18 protein-coding genes are annotated in these 17,694 nt (G+C 35.5%); 3 read left to right on the top strand and 15 right to left on the bottom strand.

Going from position 1 to position 17,694, the window contains the following annotated elements:
- Positions 1-135: 135 nt before the first annotated feature.
- Entirely contained in the window at positions 136-1,338 is a 1,203-nt protein-coding gene (locus AC4G3N_RS17355) for an IS110 family RNA-guided transposase (protein ID WP_491089503.1), read from the bottom strand.
- A 645-nt stretch (positions 1,339-1,983) separates the two neighbouring features.
- Here AC4G3N_RS17355 and AC4G3N_RS17350 point away from each other — a divergent pair.
- Positions 1,984-2,166, top strand: a complete 183-nt coding sequence (locus tag AC4G3N_RS17350; RefSeq protein WP_491090810.1) for a hypothetical protein — start codon at positions 1,984-1,986, stop codon at positions 2,164-2,166.
- A 114-nt stretch (positions 2,167-2,280) separates the two neighbouring features.
- On the opposite strand, the gene AC4G3N_RS17345 is transcribed toward AC4G3N_RS17350, so the two are convergent.
- The 10 genes from AC4G3N_RS17345 to corA form a co-directional block, all read right to left on the bottom strand.
- Positions 2,281-2,493 carry a hypothetical protein gene (locus AC4G3N_RS17345; protein WP_140461951.1) on the bottom strand — a complete coding sequence of 71 codons (213 nt, stop codon included), beginning with the start codon at positions 2,491-2,493 and terminating at the stop codon, positions 2,281-2,283.
- Between the two features lie 172 nt (positions 2,494-2,665).
- The gene (locus AC4G3N_RS17340) at positions 2,666-3,103 is read right to left on the bottom strand and encodes a GNAT family N-acetyltransferase (protein WP_491090814.1); all 438 of its coding nucleotides are present in this window, start codon (positions 3,101-3,103) and stop codon (positions 2,666-2,668) included.
- Between the two features lie 97 nt (positions 3,104-3,200).
- On the bottom strand, positions 3,201-3,590 hold the full coding sequence (locus AC4G3N_RS17335) for a hypothetical protein (RefSeq protein WP_491090808.1): 390 nt from the start codon (positions 3,588-3,590) through the stop codon (positions 3,201-3,203).
- Positions 3,591-3,744: 154 nt separating this feature from the next.
- Positions 3,745-4,530 (bottom strand): helix-turn-helix domain-containing protein, encoded by a 786-nt coding sequence (locus AC4G3N_RS17330; protein ID WP_148631143.1) that lies wholly within the window; start codon positions 4,528-4,530, stop codon positions 3,745-3,747.
- Positions 4,531-4,759: 229 nt separating this feature from the next.
- A complete protein-coding gene (locus tag AC4G3N_RS17325) occupies positions 4,760-5,536 on the bottom strand; it encodes a class I SAM-dependent methyltransferase (RefSeq protein ID WP_491090806.1) in 777 nt (258 codons plus the stop codon).
- A gap of 202 nt (positions 5,537-5,738) precedes the next feature.
- Positions 5,739-5,888: a hypothetical protein gene (locus tag AC4G3N_RS17320; protein WP_175354244.1), complete on the bottom strand. Its 150-nt coding sequence runs from the start codon at positions 5,886-5,888 to the stop codon at positions 5,739-5,741.
- A gap of 154 nt (positions 5,889-6,042) precedes the next feature.
- On the bottom strand, positions 6,043-6,441 hold the full coding sequence (locus AC4G3N_RS17315; protein WP_148631139.1) for a DUF5412 domain-containing protein: 399 nt from the start codon (positions 6,439-6,441) through the stop codon (positions 6,043-6,045).
- A 149-nt stretch (positions 6,442-6,590) separates the two neighbouring features.
- On the bottom strand, positions 6,591-6,956 hold the full coding sequence (locus tag AC4G3N_RS17310) for a DUF2750 domain-containing protein (protein ID WP_066102691.1): 366 nt from the start codon (positions 6,954-6,956) through the stop codon (positions 6,591-6,593).
- A gap of 338 nt (positions 6,957-7,294) precedes the next feature.
- Positions 7,295-7,690, bottom strand: a complete 396-nt coding sequence (locus AC4G3N_RS17305; protein ID WP_066102694.1) for a DUF3021 family protein — start codon at positions 7,688-7,690, stop codon at positions 7,295-7,297.
- A 227-nt stretch (positions 7,691-7,917) separates the two neighbouring features.
- Positions 7,918-8,859: a magnesium/cobalt transporter CorA gene (corA, locus tag AC4G3N_RS17300; protein ID WP_066102697.1), complete on the bottom strand. Its 942-nt coding sequence runs from the start codon at positions 8,857-8,859 to the stop codon at positions 7,918-7,920.
- 373 nt (positions 8,860-9,232) lie between these two features.
- Here corA and AC4G3N_RS17295 point away from each other — a divergent pair, with 373 nt between their 5' ends.
- A complete protein-coding gene (locus AC4G3N_RS17295; RefSeq protein ID WP_066102700.1) occupies positions 9,233-9,463 on the top strand; it encodes a hypothetical protein in 231 nt (76 codons plus the stop codon).
- A 790-nt stretch (positions 9,464-10,253) separates the two neighbouring features.
- Here the strand turns inward: AC4G3N_RS17295 and AC4G3N_RS17290 are convergent.
- The gene (locus tag AC4G3N_RS17290) at positions 10,254-11,666 is read right to left on the bottom strand and encodes a SpoVR family protein (RefSeq protein ID WP_066102703.1); all 1,413 of its coding nucleotides are present in this window, start codon (positions 11,664-11,666) and stop codon (positions 10,254-10,256) included.
- A gap of 398 nt (positions 11,667-12,064) precedes the next feature.
- Here AC4G3N_RS17290 and AC4G3N_RS17285 point away from each other — a divergent pair, with 398 nt between their 5' ends.
- Positions 12,065-12,316: a YhdB family protein gene (locus tag AC4G3N_RS17285; protein ID WP_066102706.1), complete on the top strand. Its 252-nt coding sequence runs from the start codon at positions 12,065-12,067 to the stop codon at positions 12,314-12,316.
- Between the two features lie 111 nt (positions 12,317-12,427).
- Here AC4G3N_RS17285 and AC4G3N_RS17280 read toward each other — a convergent pair whose 3' ends face one another.
- The 3 genes from AC4G3N_RS17280 to AC4G3N_RS17270 form a co-directional block, all read right to left on the bottom strand.
- Positions 12,428-14,155: a phospho-sugar mutase gene (locus tag AC4G3N_RS17280; RefSeq protein WP_066102708.1), complete on the bottom strand. Its 1,728-nt coding sequence runs from the start codon at positions 14,153-14,155 to the stop codon at positions 12,428-12,430.
- A 114-nt stretch (positions 14,156-14,269) separates the two neighbouring features.
- Entirely contained in the window at positions 14,270-15,814 is a 1,545-nt protein-coding gene (locus AC4G3N_RS17275) for a bifunctional GNAT family N-acetyltransferase/carbon-nitrogen hydrolase family protein (protein WP_066102710.1), read from the bottom strand.
- Between the two features lie 164 nt (positions 15,815-15,978).
- Positions 15,979-17,664, bottom strand: coding sequence for a glycoside hydrolase family 13 protein (locus AC4G3N_RS17270; RefSeq protein WP_491090800.1), 1,686 nt, complete (start codon positions 17,662-17,664; stop codon positions 15,979-15,981).
- Between the last annotated feature and the right edge of the window lie 30 nt (positions 17,665-17,694).

Below are 17,694 nucleotides of genomic sequence, written 5' to 3'. Positions count from 1 at the left end.
CTAAACCAGCTAATAGGTTGTCAATATCTCTCTGTATATTTCATTTTTTTATATGCTATACTGTTTTTGGGTATGCCAAATAACCCTCCAGTTTCTTTTTGGAAGGTTTTTCTTATGTTGGATAAATATCATTTCCTAAGCTAAATCTAGGAAATTCTCGTTCTTTTTCAATAAAGCATAAATCCAGTGAAGCAGCTTGTTGATACAAGCTACAATGGCAACTTTTGAAGGTTTTCCTTCTGAACGTTTTCTATCATAGAACTCTTTGAGCTTTTTATTTCTAGAGCCTCTTATCCCACATAAAACAGCTAAATACAAACTATGCCTTAGCCTACTGGATCCTCGTTTGGTTATACGATTTATGTTCGCAGTAAACTTACCAGATGAATAGACACTGGGATCTACTCCAGCGAAGGCCACTAACTTTTTAGGGTGATTAAACCGATCAATTTCTCCTATCTCCGAAATGATTGTTGCCGCAATCTTTTCACCGATACCAGGAATCGATTGGATAATCTTATATTCTTCTATTTCATTTGCCAGGGATACCATTTGGCTCTCTAAATCCGTAAGGTGTCCTTGGTAGTGAAATAAAATATCGATATACATACTAAGATTGATAAGATGGCTTTCATATCGCACTTTCTGAAAAGGATTTTGAGAAGCTGAATGAATGAGCTTTCTTGCCTTTTCTTTGGCCCACTGTACAGACCGACTGGGACAATGTTCTCGTATCCTATCTTCTAGCTCTTCCTTGCTAGCCCTTAGAACCTTCTCCGAGGTAGGGTATTCCTTTAATACCGATAAAGATACTTTCGAAAATAGATCCCCAAAAACCTTTCTATATTCAGGGAAAACCTGATCTAAAATCGTATGGAAATGCAATTTTGCCTCCACATACATATTCGTCATTATCTCTTGTTGTCTCGATAGATTCCGAATATTTAGAAGTTGAATTCCTCTCCTTTTTTGAGGTTCAAATTCTTCTTTATAATAGAGAACACATAATTGATACGCATCAAACGCATCAGTTTTCACCTTTCTTAAACTGGCCTTCTTCGCTTGATGAGAAATGATTGGATTCAATAAGATATAAAGTATGTCATTCTCTTCTAAGCATTGAACAACTGGGGTATGATAATGTCCTGTTGATTCCAATATAACCACAGGCATCTGCCCAGTTGTTTCCTTCATTTCTTCTAAGAAATAGATAAACTTCTCCAACTCTTCACGATTATGCTTAATCGAAAAACTTGTTCCATACGGCTTTCCTTTATCTAAAAAAGCCTGTACTTCACTTTCTTCTTTGGCTATATCTATACCCACAACTGGGTTCATTCTTTCTCCTCCTCTGATAAATTCACCAGTATCCCTATTTCCTCCAAGTAGTATTATAGCTTCGCTTGTTATACGAGATCTCAGTCCCAACCAGCCTCAAACATATTTCTACAAGTAGGGGGTGAACAGTTTAGCGGACGGGATCATTTGTCCCACTGCCCCTTACGTTCTACCCTGGCTACTGATAGATTAAATTCATATGAAAAAAGTTCAACCAGAAAGTTCTGGCTGAACTATATAATACGAAACTGCCCCTTTAGCTGTATAGCAAAAAAGAGCTGATCACAGCCCTTGATAATAGAGTAATGCCCCCGTTAGTTGAAGTGCATTCTTTCCAATTATAGTTAGTGTTACATAATTAATCGTATCCTTCAATACAAGATTGCTACCCGATAACCCAAATAAGGACAATCAATCACAGTGTTTCTTAATCAATTTTTATTTCAGGATGAATGTTCAAAAACTGATTATCTTTTTATAATCACGACCAACACATATGTTATAATTCATTTGGAAAATAACGGGTTTTGTATTAGCAACTTCAATTTTATCTTTATATTTTTTAGCACACCCCAAAAAAGTTATCTTTTAATTCGTCCTCATTGCTTATTTCGATTTTATCCTACTTTCAGGAGAGTGATTGATATGAAAATGAAAATACTAAATCTTCTTGTGTTCCTTATTACAGGAGCCGTGCTTGGTCTGGAATTTGCAGTGGAATTTCTACCTGACTACTGGGCCGCGGACATCCTGTTTCTTGTCGTTAAAATCGTATTTTTCGGTTCGTTCCTCGTTCTCTTTTTTCCGAGCAAGCCAACCGAAGATTAATCCGCTGTCAATTTCACCTATTCTTATTGACCTAACCTGCCCCTTTAGCTGCATAAACAAAAAGAGCTGAATACAACTCTTAATATTGGAGTAGGGCCCCCTTTACTTTAATCTTTAAGCACAACAGTAAATAGATTTATCAAAAGCATCTTCAGGAATATATATAATTCCATCTTTAATTTTATAAGGTATTCCATTTTTCTTTAATAATTCAGTTGCATTACTGTTGGTCTTTTCTCCCCATTTTATATATTCACCCTTATACTCCTTTTGACAAGCTGTTATCAAAAGAGAACACAAACATAGAGATAAAACTATTTTTTTCAAAAAACCAAACTCCTTATTATGTATTGATATCCCAAATTATATTTTACCTTAAAATTCCATTTTGTTGAGGGTTATTATTGAACAAACCTGCCCCGTTTCTACAATAAGGAATTCAACAAAAAGAGCATTAATCCTTCTTCGATCAATGCCCCCGTTAGTTGAAGAAGGAATTTTAAATTTTTAGCTTTAAACCTTCGTGCGTTGCTTTAAAACCTAATCGTTCATAAAATCTTAACGCATCTGGTCTTTTTTTATCTGATGTCAGTTGTACCAAATGACAACCACGTTCTTCTGCGCGTTGAATTGCCCATTTTATAAGTTCAGTACCTACACCCTTTCCTCTTACAGAAGCAGATGTCCTCACTCCTTCGATAGTAGCTCTCAATCCACCTTGATGTGTTATATAAGGTGTAAAAGTAATTTGCTGTACCCCAATCACTTCATTTCCGTCACAAGCCACTACTAACTCATTATTAGGGTCAGACGTTATAGCCTTAAATGCTTTTATGTAACTATTAGGAAGTGGATGCTCATAACGCTCACGTTTATTTCCCATAACATCATCTGCAAGCATCGCAACAATGCAATCTAAATCTTTTTCAGTAGCCATTCTGAACCATATTTTTGTATTCAATCAAATCCACCTCTTATTAGTAAACCTTTTTAGTAGAGCACCAGTTAATTGAATAAGAAATAAAGAAATAATCCTATGATAAAGCAATAAATAAACATAATATGAAGTTAATACCTGATAATGGTGTCATAACAAATCTCTCTTTCTTACTCCGAGATATTAGATTTGCTATTGTATTAAGACCAAGGAAAATTGTAATAACCCATACTAATATTTTTGTAGGTAAAAAATCCAAACCAATTAAGACATTAGTATGTTGTAGAAAAACAAATCCCATAAATAACAGAATCAAAGCATTTGCAACACTCACAATACGTAATTTTTTAGGTAAAACCTTATAATACCCACCCATTGCATATTCACCTAAAGGATAGCCTAAAGAAAGTAGCACTTGAAAAACTGCAATGGACACAAACAAAATCACCACAATAAATGATGACATATAGAGAAATTCCGCTTCCATTCACTATCTCCTTCCTCTGGGCTTACTCCTACATATGAAAAAACATTCAGAATATATCAGTATTCAATGAATAAGGCTTATAGAACTAACCTGCCCCTTTAGCTGCATAAGAAAAAAGAGCTGATTACAGCCCTTGATATTGAGTAATGCTCTGTTAGTTGAACAGACGTTTACTTATTTTTTTCATAAATGTGTTACTTAAACGATTAATATGTTCATCATTTTTCACTAATATTCTATATGCATCTATTATTGATAATGTACGAATTAATGTGTAAATACCAATAGCAATTAAAGCTATAAAGATTGGATAGTAAGGCGTCAGAATACCTGTTGGTACTATTGCCTTTCTTACTAATAAAAAGGAAATTCCGCCTGCTGCAATAGAACATATTCCAACCAACATCACTACGGCATACTTTTTCTTAATATCTTCATACCTAACTTTCAGTTCTTCAAGAAAATTTTGATCAAATATTAAGGATTCTTTCTTAAGAATAGTATATCGATCTTCTTCTATAAAACCTGCTGTAATCGCTCCAATTCCGAGAACAGCAATAATACTAATTAGGATAGTAAAAATTACGGGATCTTGTTTAAAAACGAAATAAGGTATAGTGGATAAAATAAGAAGACTAAAACCTACGGCGAAGTATTTTGACATTTTACGTTGAGATAGCAGATAACCTTCTGCCATCTCTTTGCTTACATAATATCCTTTTTCGTTTTCTTTACTTTGTTCAACGGTATCTTTTAACAAGTAATCAATTGACACCTCAAAAATATTTCCAAGCATTAGTAACTTTTCAGTTTCCGGAAAACCTTGACCATTTTCCCATTTACTTATAGCCTGCCTCGTAGTGTTCAACTTCTCTGCCAAGGCTTCTTGGGATAAGCCTTTCTCTTTTCTAAGTTTAAAAATTTTTTCACTAAAAGTCATATATAGCACCCCTTTCTTTTGATAGTTAAATTGTATTAAAACATCACTATGAGTTCCATATTTAGGGAGATGCACTTTGTCAACTTACGGTTGCGATTATGTTATTAAGCTAACCTGCCCCTTTTGTTCCATAAGAAATTCAACACAAAAAGGCATTAATCCTTCTTTTTGGATCAATGCCCCCGTTTGTTTAAGTACATACTTTCACAAGCTAAATCAAGCCATCCAATTATTTAACTGCTTTCCAAATAGTCCATCTATCTTTTTCAACTATGTTACATTCAGTAGAAAATGATTCATCTATATAATTCACCAGTAATTTTAATTCTTTATTGTTTAATTCGTGTAAAATACTTCTTCCTGTTCTCTCACTTAAGTCTTTTAGTAATTGCTTTTTATCAATGTACACTTTTCTTGTTTCCCACAACTTAACTTCCTCAATTTCTAGAAATCCCACTTCTTTAAGTGTTTCTATTACTAATTGACTATTGTGTCTGCGATTAGTCTCTTTTTCAATTAATTTTGGAAATAATTCAAAGAAGTACCCTCTAATATGACTATCATTACCTTTTAATAAACAATCTTCAGGTGTTCGGTCTTGAATAATGTAATATCCTTTAAGTTTTAATAATCTATATGCCTCTTTAAAGCATTTTTGCAAATCATCTATATGATGTATCAATGCTCTTTCAAGCAGTAAATTAAAATTATTACTTTCTAATCCAGTATGAAAAGCGTTACCTTGCTTAAAAGATATATTTTGGTGTTCTTTGCAGTTTTCTCTTGCACCTTCAAGTATTGCTTCGGAAAAATCGACGCCAGTAACAGAATATATCCCCATATCAGACAGTGCCTTAGAATAAATACCACCGCCACATCCTATATCCAATGCCTTGGTTATATTTTCGATTGGTACAAGGTCTTTAATAGCGGCAATCCACGAATTATCGGCATTTCGAGTTGTATAAGTATTTCGATTTTCCTCATTATGAAAATCAATTCCCACCTAACATCCCCCATTTCACATTTAGTTAGTTTCATCAGAATTATTTGAGTAAGATTGATAATTAACTAACAGCAGCGACGTGTGTACTTCCCACCCTTATTTTATGCCATATATTTCCGTGATAAAATTTCAAAACAATTATTAGCACTCATAAGTTTTCCATATGATACTGTTCCACTAACCTGCCCCTTTTGTTCATTAACTAATTAAATAATTTGAAAGCACCAAACCCCATAGCATATCCTCCACCAATACCCATAATCACGCCCCAAATTGTCCATTGTGATATGTAAATGCCAAACATAAATGACAATAACCCTAAAAATCCTACTAGCACCATTTTTTTATTCATAACAGCCCTTCCCATTATCTCGAATATTTCCCTACACAATATTGTTATCCATATTACAACAACTCTTCTTCAACCAAACTGCCCCGTTTGTCCAATAAAGAATTAAAAGTTTGGATCTATATTGATTCAATTCAACAGTATGTTTAGTAATGAATCATTGATGTCTAAAATCAAATTTATCATTAGGTACATCTAATGTATGCCCATTGATCTCAACTGTATCATTGTCTGTCCAGGTAATATTGGCAGTTTCTTCTCGTTCATTCCAATAAATATTTTTGGCTTTCTTATTGCCTTCATTAAAGACTAACTCGCCACGAACAGCATATGACGTTGTAGCACCTCCGTTAGTGAGATATGCTTTTAGTGTGTAATGGCCGCCAGGTGATGTTTTTTCGATAAGATATTCTCCTTTTGGTAGTCTGTTCATATCGAAAAACGCCCAATATACTCCATAAGCAATAACCCCAGTAAATAAAAGACAGATAACAAGGAATACTCTAAGTGCTTTTTTAGGAGCTTTATTTTTCTCTTTCTTCAAGTAAGTTGTCATACAGTTAAACCTCTCTCAGTAACGGTTAATAATATAATATTAATTCTCCTATGTATAATAAAAATCCTTTTTCAGCTAACCTGCCCCGTTTGTCGAATAACTAAAAAAGAGCTGAACCACAGCCCTTGATATTGAAACGCAAACCTTACTTAATAATTCTCTAACTCACTATTTAAATCTCTTAATAACACATCGATCTCCACCATTACTGAGTCTTCATTGATTGGGAAAACGGATGGTTTAACTCTATCTTTCCTCATACCAACAAGCCAGTTCTCAATAAACTCATTTAAGTCAATTGGTTCAGCTTTGAAGTTATTCCACTCATTAACGGCACAGTATTCTGCAAATTCTTTTCTAGGAAAGAAAGGAATCAACATATTTCCATCATCATCCTGTGCTGTTGCCCAACCATCGTCATATAAACCCCAGACTTCCTCATAATCAGCGACCAAATACTCATATCTTATATTTGATGGCTGTTTAATTATCGAATCTAATTCTTTTTGGTTCATATTGATATCCTCCAGTTACTGCGTTTAACAAGGCATTTAACATATTCTCCAATGCTGATAAAAACACCTTCTTAAGCTAACCTGCCCCGTTTCTACAATTAGTTTTCGTTGAATTTCTTCAATCTCGCTCTTTGTAGCAGGATCTTTAAAGTGTTGTTCTTTCGTAATTGAATTGATAAATTCTTTCCACATTTCATTCCCACCGATATATATAGATTCAACTTATCTTTGTAATATTCCTTCTTCCGCTAACCTGCTCCGTTACTTCCATAAGAGGTTCAACACAAAAGGGATTAATCCTTCTTAGATCAATGCCCACCGTCAGTCGTATACCTCAATCATATTGATGTGCTATTATTAGAATTTTTACGTGAAAAAAAATATGAAATAAAATATGAAGTCAAAAATAAGATAATCCCCACTTTATTAAATTGGAGATACACATCAAATACAACTTTAAATGAATCTAACGGATAAAAACCACTTAATAGCAACGTTGGAAAAACAGTAATCAGCATCGCCATATAATGAGCAAAAATTTGCTTTAAAAAACTCCATTGTTCAATTTGATATATGACGCTTGTCACCCCAAGGAAAAAGGCTATAAGGCCATAAAAAAAATAAACACTCGAATCATCTGATTGCCCTTGCAACTTATACGACAGTGAAATTATTAGTAAGATACCAAATGAGATAGACCCTCTATATAATCCCTTTAAAAACAACTGCAACATAAAATCCCCTTTCCTGGTATTTCCTGTTATTAATTATATACGATGGATACTAGTTTGAAGTTTCAGAAAATTTTTCATTCCGCTAACCTACCCCGTTTTTACAATAAGAAATTCAACACAAAAAGGCATTAATCCTTCTTGGATCAACGCCCCCGTTATTTCTATAAGGAAAAGTGAACCTTTTTAAACAATCGTGCCCGTTTTTTGCATCGGCTTTTTATTTTTAATCATTTAAACCAACCCTTACGCCAAAACCATAACAACATTACAGAGCCAACTGATACCATAACTCCCAGCACTCCAAAATATCCCCATTGCAAGGTAAGTTCTGGCATATATTTAAAATTCATCCCATATATACTGGCAATAAACGTTAAGGGAATGAAAACTGATGTCATAACAGTTAGTGTTTTCATAATTCTGTTCATTCGGTTTGAATTTAGTGAAATATAATTGTCTCGTATATCTGCCGTCATTTCTCGATTAGACTCAATCATTTCAGAAAGTCTCAATAAATGGTCGTATATATCCATAAAATAGACTCGATCATCTTTTGGGACTATCACTCTCTCCGAATTTAAAATTCTATACAGCAATTCTCTCATCGGAAAAATTGTGCGTCTTAACTTAAGTAACTGGTTTCTTATTTCATAAACATTTTCAATTAAATCTTGATTTGTTTTATTCATTTCTATTTCATTCAATTTATCTTCACATTTATAAATACTTGGAAAATACTCATCTACAATTTTATCCATTATTGAATAAAAAATGTGGAGAACCCCTTTATTAATAGTATTTTTATCCTCCATTACCCTTTTTCGAACCATTCCTATTTCACTTAAAGGTGATGAATGGAAAGTAACTATAAAATTGTGTCCGACAAATATATCTAATTCTTCAGGTACAAGGGAGTATTGGTTTAAAGTGTGTAGAACAAAAAAATTATACCCATCATAATAATCAAGTTTTGGACGTTGTAGAGAATGTAAGCAGTCTTCAATTGCAAGTGGATGCAAATCAAAATGAGTTTGTAAAAGGAGTGCTTCTCTATCACTAGGTGTATCGAAATCTACCCAAAACCATTTAATATCAGAATCATCTAAACGTTTTAATGGTATATCAGTTATTAGTTTTAAATCGTTTGTTACGGCAAAAGTATGAATCATATGTATCGCTTCCTCTTTTATTTGTAAATTAAACACTACCACTTTGTGTCAGATACAAATTATTAATAACATAAAGAATTGGTCTAATATATTATAACTCCTTATGCAACTATCCTGCCCTTCGTATTATTAGGTTGACCAAGTTAATTGGTTGACCTTTTTCTTTGAGGTCTAGAATACTAGAGGTAGCGGGGGTAGAACGAAAGCCCCCCCGTGGGAAAGTTAATCCCGACAACTAAACCGTTCCCCCCTACTTATAGAAACATGATTGAAGCTGGTTGGGACCCAGATCTCGCATAACAAGCGAAGCTATGACACTATAAGGAGCCATTTAGGGGTTACCAGCTAATTCATTGATGAGGAGGAGATACTCATGAATCCAGTCATTGGTCTGGATGTCGCAAAAGGTGAAAGTCAGGTTCAAGCATTCTTGGAGAAAAAGAAGCCTTACAAAAAGAGCTTTAAAGTCGCACATACACTGGATGGCTTAGATGAACTTCATACATTTATTAAAGAGGTAGAAGAATTAACAGAAACAAGACCTCCCATAGTTTTAGAGTCTACTGGCATTATGTGCCTGTTGTACAGTATTTTGAAAAACTAGGGTATCTGTTAATCGTTGTGAATTCATCAATTCATACAAAGCGAAAAGTTCGAGTTTACGTAAAGTAAAAACAGATATAATCGATGCCGTTTGTCTTTTTCCGTTAACCTTCCCCTTTAATAAAAAAGCGATTGCCCTCATTTTGCAATCTACCCTGAGAGTATAAGTTTATTAACGATTAATTTGTGAAAAATATGATAATATGATTATAAAATATAGTTTGGAGGGGTTAATTTATGGAAATATTAGATTTCTTAGGGATTATTCCTATCATAATATATTTAGGAATTCTCATTTTTGCTATTTATGTTACAAGTACTTTCATAAAGTTAATGAAACAAAAAAATGATTATCTAAAGGACATTCGTGACGAAATCAGGAAGAATAATAGTGTCAATTAGTTTCAACCATTGTTCCACTCCCAATTTTAAAAGTAGAAGATTGAATACCGTCAATGGCGGTATTTTTTATCTTATGCGATGCCTCTCAAGGTGTTTATAGATGATTCTGCTATTGCCATTGATAGTTTAAATTACGTTGTTTCACATATTTAACCACACTGTTCATTTATTGCAGGAATGGTGCCCCCGTTAGCAGCATAAAAAGATACCATCCATTTGACAATCTTGATCTTCTGCTATTGCTTCCATTTGTTTGTGGACAGAGGAATTTAGAAAATTGGTAACCAAATTATATTCCCGTTCTTCAATTATCGAGCACGACCTTATATTCAAAAAGTAACACTTCTCAAATAAAAGAAGCCAATCCCTGATTGGCTTCTTCACATTACTCATACATACTTCCGACTCACACTCTTCCCATCATAACTAAACAAAATTCCCTTACCTTCCAACACCGTTTCCATATGAACCGTTCGTCCCCATAAATAATGCATATGCGGCAAAACCTTCTCTAGGTATTTTACATCCAGCTCAATATCCTCAAACCAATGCTTCAGGTAAAGCTCCCCATTTTTTAAATAGTCCCCGTCATTCACCGTAATATACGGGAACCCTCCATTGACCCGCATGCCGACAAGCTGATCTCGTACCGCTTTCCATTGCTTATCGACAATCTTATAGTCGCGTCCTTTTTTCTGGAATAGATACATATCCTCACGCATAACCAAATCCTTTGTGAGGTAATTGCGGAGGAAGGAGATATCCGATTCGATTTCCCGCACTTCAAACATTTTCTCACGGCCTGAATTTGGTTTAACCCCGCGCCTTCTCATCTCTTCGTCTGGATTGTTATATCTTTCTTCGATATCCTCAAACATCTTGATGCCTAAGTAATATGGATTAATGCCTGTTCTTGACGGCTGCACCACTCCTGCATTTAGTTTTGCAAATTCGATTGACTCACCGCTGGTTAAATCAAGTTCACGTAGGATGCGTTGGTGCCAGTAACTCGCCCAGCCTTCGTTCATGATTTTAGTTTCAAGCTGCGGCCAAAAGTAGAGCATCTCTTCACGCATCATCGTCAGTATGTCTCGCTGCCAATCCTCTAGGTTACGGCTATACTGTTCAATGAATAAAAGAATATCCTTTTCTGGACGAGGGGGAAATTTCTTGACCTTTGTTTTTTTCTTTTGCCCCTTTTCCTTGCTTTCCAAGTTCCATAAATCATCGTACGGTGTAGTAAATTGCGGAGAATCATCCTCTATCTCCTCTTCATCCATGGACCAATTCAATTGTGGACGAACAAGCGATGGGTCAATATGTTCCTCAATCGCCAAGACCGAATCAAGAAACTTCTCAACCTCCAGCTTCCCATGCTCAATCTCGTATTGCCTAACTCTTTCCGCAGTGGCAGACATACTTTCCACCATATCTCGCTTCGTATTTTTAAAACGAACATTATTCTTAAAGAAATCACAATGTGCCAGTACATGAGCCACAATTAATTTGTTTTGAATCAAGGAATTGGAATCTAATAAAAAAGCATAGCAAGGATCAGAATTAATAACCAGCTCGTAAATTTTGCTTAATCCAACGTCATACTGAAGCTTCATCTTGTGAAATTGTTTTCCGAAACTCCAATGAGAATATCGAGTTGGCATTCCATATGCTCCAAAAGTATATATTATTTCGCTTGGGCAGATCTCATATCTCATTGGGTAAAAATCGAGCCCAAATCCAACAGCGATTTCCGTTATTTCATCAATGGCATACTCCAAGTCTTTTTGCTCGTCTGCTCTCACCCATTCACCCCCTCATTCTCTTACCTCATTAATATGAAGGGATAGGAAAATCATGTATAAAAGTCCTCAAATGAGTCTAAAAACAACCTGAAAAATGGGTTAGAAACAGAATAATTATTCGACCTGCCCTTGATTTATATTTATTTACTTCCTTAACTGCCTTTATGTAATAGTCTCCCCTAAAATCTAGCCCATATCTTACACATACTCGTCACTGAGTACATTAAATATAGAATAGAAACGTCAAATACGGATATTAGGATAACCGTTCCTCTAACAATTAAGCCATGGAAAGTTTCATTTTTACTATTTACAAACTGACCAACTTTTACAGGGTGATAAAATGATGACTTTGAACAAACTAATTTTAACTCCTCACTAGAAGGAGAGTGAAGCAAATGGATAAGGTTGATTATGATCGTGCTTTGTACTACACGCATCGTTCAGAATGGGATAACCTCCTACTTCTGATGGTAAGGACAAAAGACCACTTTTTGTCCAAAAAAATTGAACATTTTCTGCACGCCTATCATTTCTCTAAGGATAATGCGTCCGTTGAAAAGACCCTAAATGCCCTTCTTCAATATATAGACCATGCAACATTCCTGCCTTATGATCAGGAAGAAGGATGGGCGATGCAGACTTTTTAATATCTTTATTTTTTTCTGTGGTGGGAAAAATATACGGCTAAATGCAAACAGCGAAACCAAGGGTGTAAACAAACAGAGAGCTGACTTTTAGTCAGCTCTCTGTTTTGTATTTTATATTTCTGATACTTTTTGCATCATTTCATTCATGAAGGACTGAAGCTTTTGTTCACTTGCTTGTTTTTGGCTATCCTTAACGGCAAAGTAGAACTTAATTTTAGGCTCAGTTCCGGATGGTCTTAAACAAACCCAAGACTCATCTTCAAAGAAATATTTAAGAACATTGGATTTTGGTAAATGAATTGCTTCCTCTTCATTCGTAAGTAAATCCATTCGTGTGCTTTCTTTATAATCTTCAACAGCCACTACTTTTACACCTGCAAGAGAGGCTAGCGGCTCCTTACGGAATGTAGCAAGAATTTGCTGGATTTGAGCAGCTCCTTCTTTTCCTTTTAAAGTCAGGGAACGCATTCCTTCTAAGTAATAACCATGCTTCTCATATAAATCCTCTAATGCCTGATATAAGGTTTTTCCAAGGCGTTTGTAATGGGCACAAATTTCTACCGCCATTACTGCAGCTTGAACCGCATCTTTATCACGGGCAAAATCTTTAATTAATGAACCATAGCTTTCTTCATATCCAAATAGGAAAGAATACTCTCCAGACTCTTCATACTGCTTGATTTTTTCCCCGATAAATTTAAACCCAGTCAGAACATCTTCTGTTTCTACTCCATAACTGGAGGCAATGGAACGTCCAAATTCTGATGTTACGATTGTTTTGAACATTATTCCATTTTCAGGCATTGTTCCTTTTTCCTTCTTCTGAGACAGAATATAGTCTAAGAATAACGCACCTGTTTGGTTACCTGTTAAAACCGTATATTCTCCCTCTGCATTCTTAACAGCAATACCAACACGGTCAGCATCTGGATCTGTACCAATTAAAATATCCGCACCGATCTCTTTGCCTTTAGCGATTGCCAATTCAAATGCAGCATGCTCTTCTGGGTTAGGAGATTTTACAGTTGAGAATTCAGGATCAGGTAATTCTTGTTCTTTTACAACTTCTACATGTTCATAACCTAAATCCTTCAATGCTCGGCGAACAGAAAGATTAGCTGTACCATGAAGCGGTGTGAAAACGACTTTTACATCTACTTCTTTTGCTAAATTAGGCTGTTCAGAAATAGTAAGGACTTTTTCATTGTATGCATCGTCCACTTCTTTACCGATGATTTTAATTAATCCTTTATCACGTAATACAGACTCTTCTTCCACTTTAATTTCAAGTTCATTTTCAATAGCATTAACCATCTCAATCAGAACATCTGCATCAGCAGGAGGCAGTTGTCCACCATCTTCGTTATACACTTTATATCCATTATATTCTGGAGGATTATGGCTTGCTGTAATTACAATACCACCGATTGCACGTAAGTATCGAACTGCAAAAGAAAGCTCTGGAGTTGGACGAAGGCTATCAAATACATAAGCTTGAATTCCGTTGGTTGCCAGTGTTTTTGCTGCTTCCATCGCAAACTCAGGTGATTTATGTCTAGAATCATAAGCAATAACAACTCCACGCTGTTTTGCTTCTTCTCCTAATTTCTCAATATAGGATGCAAAGCCTTGTGTTGCTTTACGGATTGTATAAACATTCATGCGGTTTGTTCCTACACCAATTTCTCCACGCATACCGCCTGTACCGAATTCTAAATTCTTATAGAAACAATCTTCTAACGCAACTTCATCATCCACAAGAGAAGTCAGTTTCTCATGAAGCTCTGGTTCAAGCGTTAAGTGATCATTCCATTTATTAAAAGTTGTTTTCCAATCCATTTATTTTATTCCTCCTAAATAAATTGCTAACTAAATAAGATCTTCTTTATTTTACTAAATATTTAATATTTCTTGAATATTTTCAAGGAATATCTTTAGAGAAATATTTACCAATCAATACTTTTTGTAATGAAGTTCATATAAATCCCTTCTCCGATCCTTTAGTTGGCGTACGGTCCCGGATAATCTTTGACGTCGCAAAATTTCAAGGTCGACATCTCCAATCAGCACCATTTCTATATTAGCATTCGTTTCTCCCACAATGCCATCACGCGGATATTCAAAATCAGAGGGGGTAAAGATCGCCGATTGCGCATATTGAATGTCCATATTTTCTGTTTGCGGCAGATTGCCTACTGTTCCAGATATGACGGTGTATACCTGATTTTCGACTGCACGTGCCTGAGCACAGTATCTAACCCGTAAATATCCCTGTCGATCTTCTGTACAGAATGGAGTGAAAATAATATTTGCTCCTTTATCTGTTGCGATCCTAGATAATTCAGGAAACTCTATATCATAGCAAATCAGCATGGAGATTTTTCCGCAATCTGTATCGAATACATTTACCTCATCACCTTCATTAATCCCCCACCACTTTTTCTCATTCGGTGTAATATGGAGTTTATATTGCTTCTCGATTGTTCCATCTCTCCTAAAGAGATAAGCAATATTATAAATATTATCATCCTCTTCTTTCACAAAATGGGAACCGCCAATAATATTTACATTATAGCGGACCGCCAAGTTTGTAAACAACTCAATATATTGCTCTGTAAAATCTGTCACTTTTCGCACTGCCTTACTTGGAACCTTTTCATCTAAAAAGGACATCAATTGAGAGGTTAAAATTTCTGGAAATACCACAAAATCAGAATCTGCATCCGCTGCCACATCAACAAAGTATTCAACTTGATTCGCGAAATCCTCGAATGAGTTGATCTTTCTCATCATATATTGCACAACACATATTCGGACAGGATATGCGGTTTTATAATACCGTTTAGATTTAGGACGATAATCTACATTATTCCATTCCATCAGTGTTGCATATTTTCCTGATGCTCGGTCATCCTCCAAATAATTTTGATTAATACGTGTGAGCGTAAATTCATTCAGAAATTGGAAGGATAAGACCGGATCATATATTTTATGTAAGCGTACTTCTTCCACATATTCACGTGCAGTCATTTGATCTGCATATTTATGGTAGTTTGGAATCCTTCCACCAATAATAATACTTTTTAGATTTAATTTACGGGCTAATTCCTTACGTTCTTCATACAAACGATGCCCAACCTTCATTTTTCTATACTTAGGATGGACCATAACTTCAATTCCATAAAGATTTAAACCATCAGAATTATGGTTGGTGATATATCCGTCATCTGTTATTTCAGACCAAGTATGACGATCATCATATTCATCAAAATTAATGATTAAACTAGAGCATGAACCAATCACTTCATCATTTAATTCTGCTACAAATTGTCCTTCCGGAAAAATGGATAAATGGCTTTCCAAATGCTCGCGTTTCCACGGATCCATCCCGGGAAAACAAAGCTTTTGAAGCTCCATAATATCATCTATATCGCGGATCTCCATTCGCCTAATTTCCATTTTATGTTCATATTTAGTTAAATCCAATTCCTCTGTCACGGACACGACACTCCTTTTTCATACCCATTCTCTCTATCCTCTGTTTTTTCCCATTTATCTATTTTTTTAAACAATAGCCAAGACCAAATGGAAAGAAAACTCGATACAGCTGCCGTCACATAAAGAAAAGCTGTTGGCTTTATCTCTAACAGCTCATTAGTGCTTTATCTTTCTATTAAATAAACAATAGCTTCCCATGGTCTCAAAATTGTCTCAGCAGCAGTTTCTTGCATAATACGATCAGAGTAATTACTTATTATCTTTCGTCCATGATAATCTTTTACACTATCCGGCCAAGCTACTGATTGTTCCCCACCTGTAAAGTTGGTTAACACAAGCAATGTTTGATTATCAAGATGTCTCATATAGGCAAAGACATATTCGTGTTCTGCTTCAATCAATTCAAAACTTCCTTCTACTATAATCCGCATTTCCTTACGCAGGGCGATTAGCTTCTTATAATAGTAGAAAATCGAATCGGAATCCTTTAATGCATTCTTAGCGTTTATATCCACATAGTTTGGATTTACGTTAATCCACGGTTTCCCGGTTGAAAAACCAGCTTGCTCAGAGTTATCCCACTGCATTGGGGTACGTGCATTGTCACGGCCTTTTGCAAAAATACCCTTCATGATCTGCTCTGGCTCCATGCCTTTTTCTATTTTTTCATTGTACATATTTATACTCTCGATATCCCGGTAATACTCAATATCAGGAAATTGTACATTTGTCATTCCGATTTCCTCACCTTGATATATATAAGGAGTACCCTGCAGGAAATGCAAACATGTACCCAACATTTTGGCAGATTCTATACGATATGTGCCATCATCTCCAAAACGGGAAACGATTCTTGGCTGGTCATGATTATTCCAATAAAGGCTATTCCACCCTTTTCCATGGAGTTCTGTTTGCCATTTTGATAAGATTTTTTTTAATTTCACCAAGTCCAGGGGCTTAACGTCCCATTTTCCTGATGGACCGGAATCTACGTCCATATGTTCAAATTGAAAAATCATATCTAACTCATGACGATCTTCACCCGTATATAAAATACCTTCATTTGGTGTTACACCAGGGGTTTCTCCAACAGACATGACATCGTAATGCGAAAGCATCTCTTTATTCATTTCCTGTAAATACTCATGTATTTTAGGGCCGTTCATATAATAATCCGCACCAGATGCATAATCTTTGCCTTCCACAACCGGACCATCAGGAAGAGAAGGGTCCTTGGAAATTAGATTGATTACATCCATTCGGAATCCATCTACCCCTTTATCAAGCCAAAACTTCATGAGATCATATACTTCTTTACGAACCTTTTCATTTTCCCAGTTAAGATCCGGCTGTTTTTTAGAGAATAAATGTAAGTAATAATCATCAGTTTCTTCATTATATTGCCAAGCTGATCCACTAAAAAAGGATTCCCAGTTATTCGGCTCTTTTCCATCTTTACCTGGACGCCATATGTAATAATCTCTATAGGGATTGTCTTTAGATTTTTTCGACTCCATAAACCATGCATGTTCATCAGATGAATGATTGACGACAAGGTCCATCACAAGCCTTATGCCTCTTTTATGCATTTCCTCAAGCATCATTTCCCAATCCTGCATGGTTCCAAACTCATTCATAATATCGCGATAATCACTAATATCGTAACCGTTATCATCATTTGGTGACTTATATACCGGAGAAAGCCAGACTACATCTATACCAAGCTCTTTTAAATAGTCCAGGCGTGAGACGATTCCCTGAATATCACCCACTCCATCTCCATTGGAATCCATAAAGCTTCGTGGGTAAATTTGATAAACAACTGCTTCTTTCCACCACTGTTTCTTCATTATTCAGCACCTTCCTAACGATGTGTACAT

Source organism: Bacillus sp. z50 (assembly GCF_058313585.1).
This window is presented reverse-complemented; position numbering and strand designations above follow the sequence as displayed.

Coding starts and splice junctions, on each gene's coding strand:
- AC4G3N_RS17350 (WP_491090810.1), top strand. CDS start 1,984: ATGAAAATGAAAATACTAAATCTTCTTGTGTTCCTTATTACAGGAGCC.
- AC4G3N_RS17270 (WP_491090800.1), bottom strand. CDS start 17,664: ATGAAGAAACAGTGGTGGAAAGAAGCAGTTGTTTATCAAATTTACCCA.
- AC4G3N_RS17335 (WP_491090808.1), bottom strand. CDS start 3,590: ATGGAAGCGGAATTTCTCTATATGTCATCATTTATTGTGGTGATTTTG.
- AC4G3N_RS17315 (WP_148631139.1), bottom strand. CDS start 6,441: ATGACAACTTACTTGAAGAAAGAGAAAAATAAAGCTCCTAAAAAAGCA.
- AC4G3N_RS17305 (WP_066102694.1), bottom strand. CDS start 7,690: ATGTTGCAGTTGTTTTTAAAGGGATTATATAGAGGGTCTATCTCATTT.
- AC4G3N_RS17330 (WP_148631143.1), bottom strand. CDS start 4,530: ATGACTTTTAGTGAAAAAATTTTTAAACTTAGAAAAGAGAAAGGCTTA.
- AC4G3N_RS17295 (WP_066102700.1), top strand. CDS start 9,233: ATGAATCCAGTCATTGGTCTGGATGTCGCAAAAGGTGAAAGTCAGGTT.
- AC4G3N_RS17285 (WP_066102706.1), top strand. CDS start 12,065: ATGGATAAGGTTGATTATGATCGTGCTTTGTACTACACGCATCGTTCA.
- corA (WP_066102697.1), bottom strand. CDS start 8,859: ATGATTCATACTTTTGCCGTAACAAACGATTTAAAACTAATAACTGAT.
- AC4G3N_RS17355 (WP_491089503.1), bottom strand. CDS start 1,338: ATGAACCCAGTTGTGGGTATAGATATAGCCAAAGAAGAAAGTGAAGTA.
- AC4G3N_RS17320 (WP_175354244.1), bottom strand. CDS start 5,888: ATGAATAAAAAAATGGTGCTAGTAGGATTTTTAGGGTTATTGTCATTT.
- AC4G3N_RS17280 (WP_066102708.1), bottom strand. CDS start 14,155: ATGGATTGGAAAACAACTTTTAATAAATGGAATGATCACTTAACGCTT.
- AC4G3N_RS17310 (WP_066102691.1), bottom strand. CDS start 6,956: ATGAACCAAAAAGAATTAGATTCGATAATTAAACAGCCATCAAATATA.
- AC4G3N_RS17340 (WP_491090814.1), bottom strand. CDS start 3,103: ATGGCTACTGAAAAAGATTTAGATTGCATTGTTGCGATGCTTGCAGAT.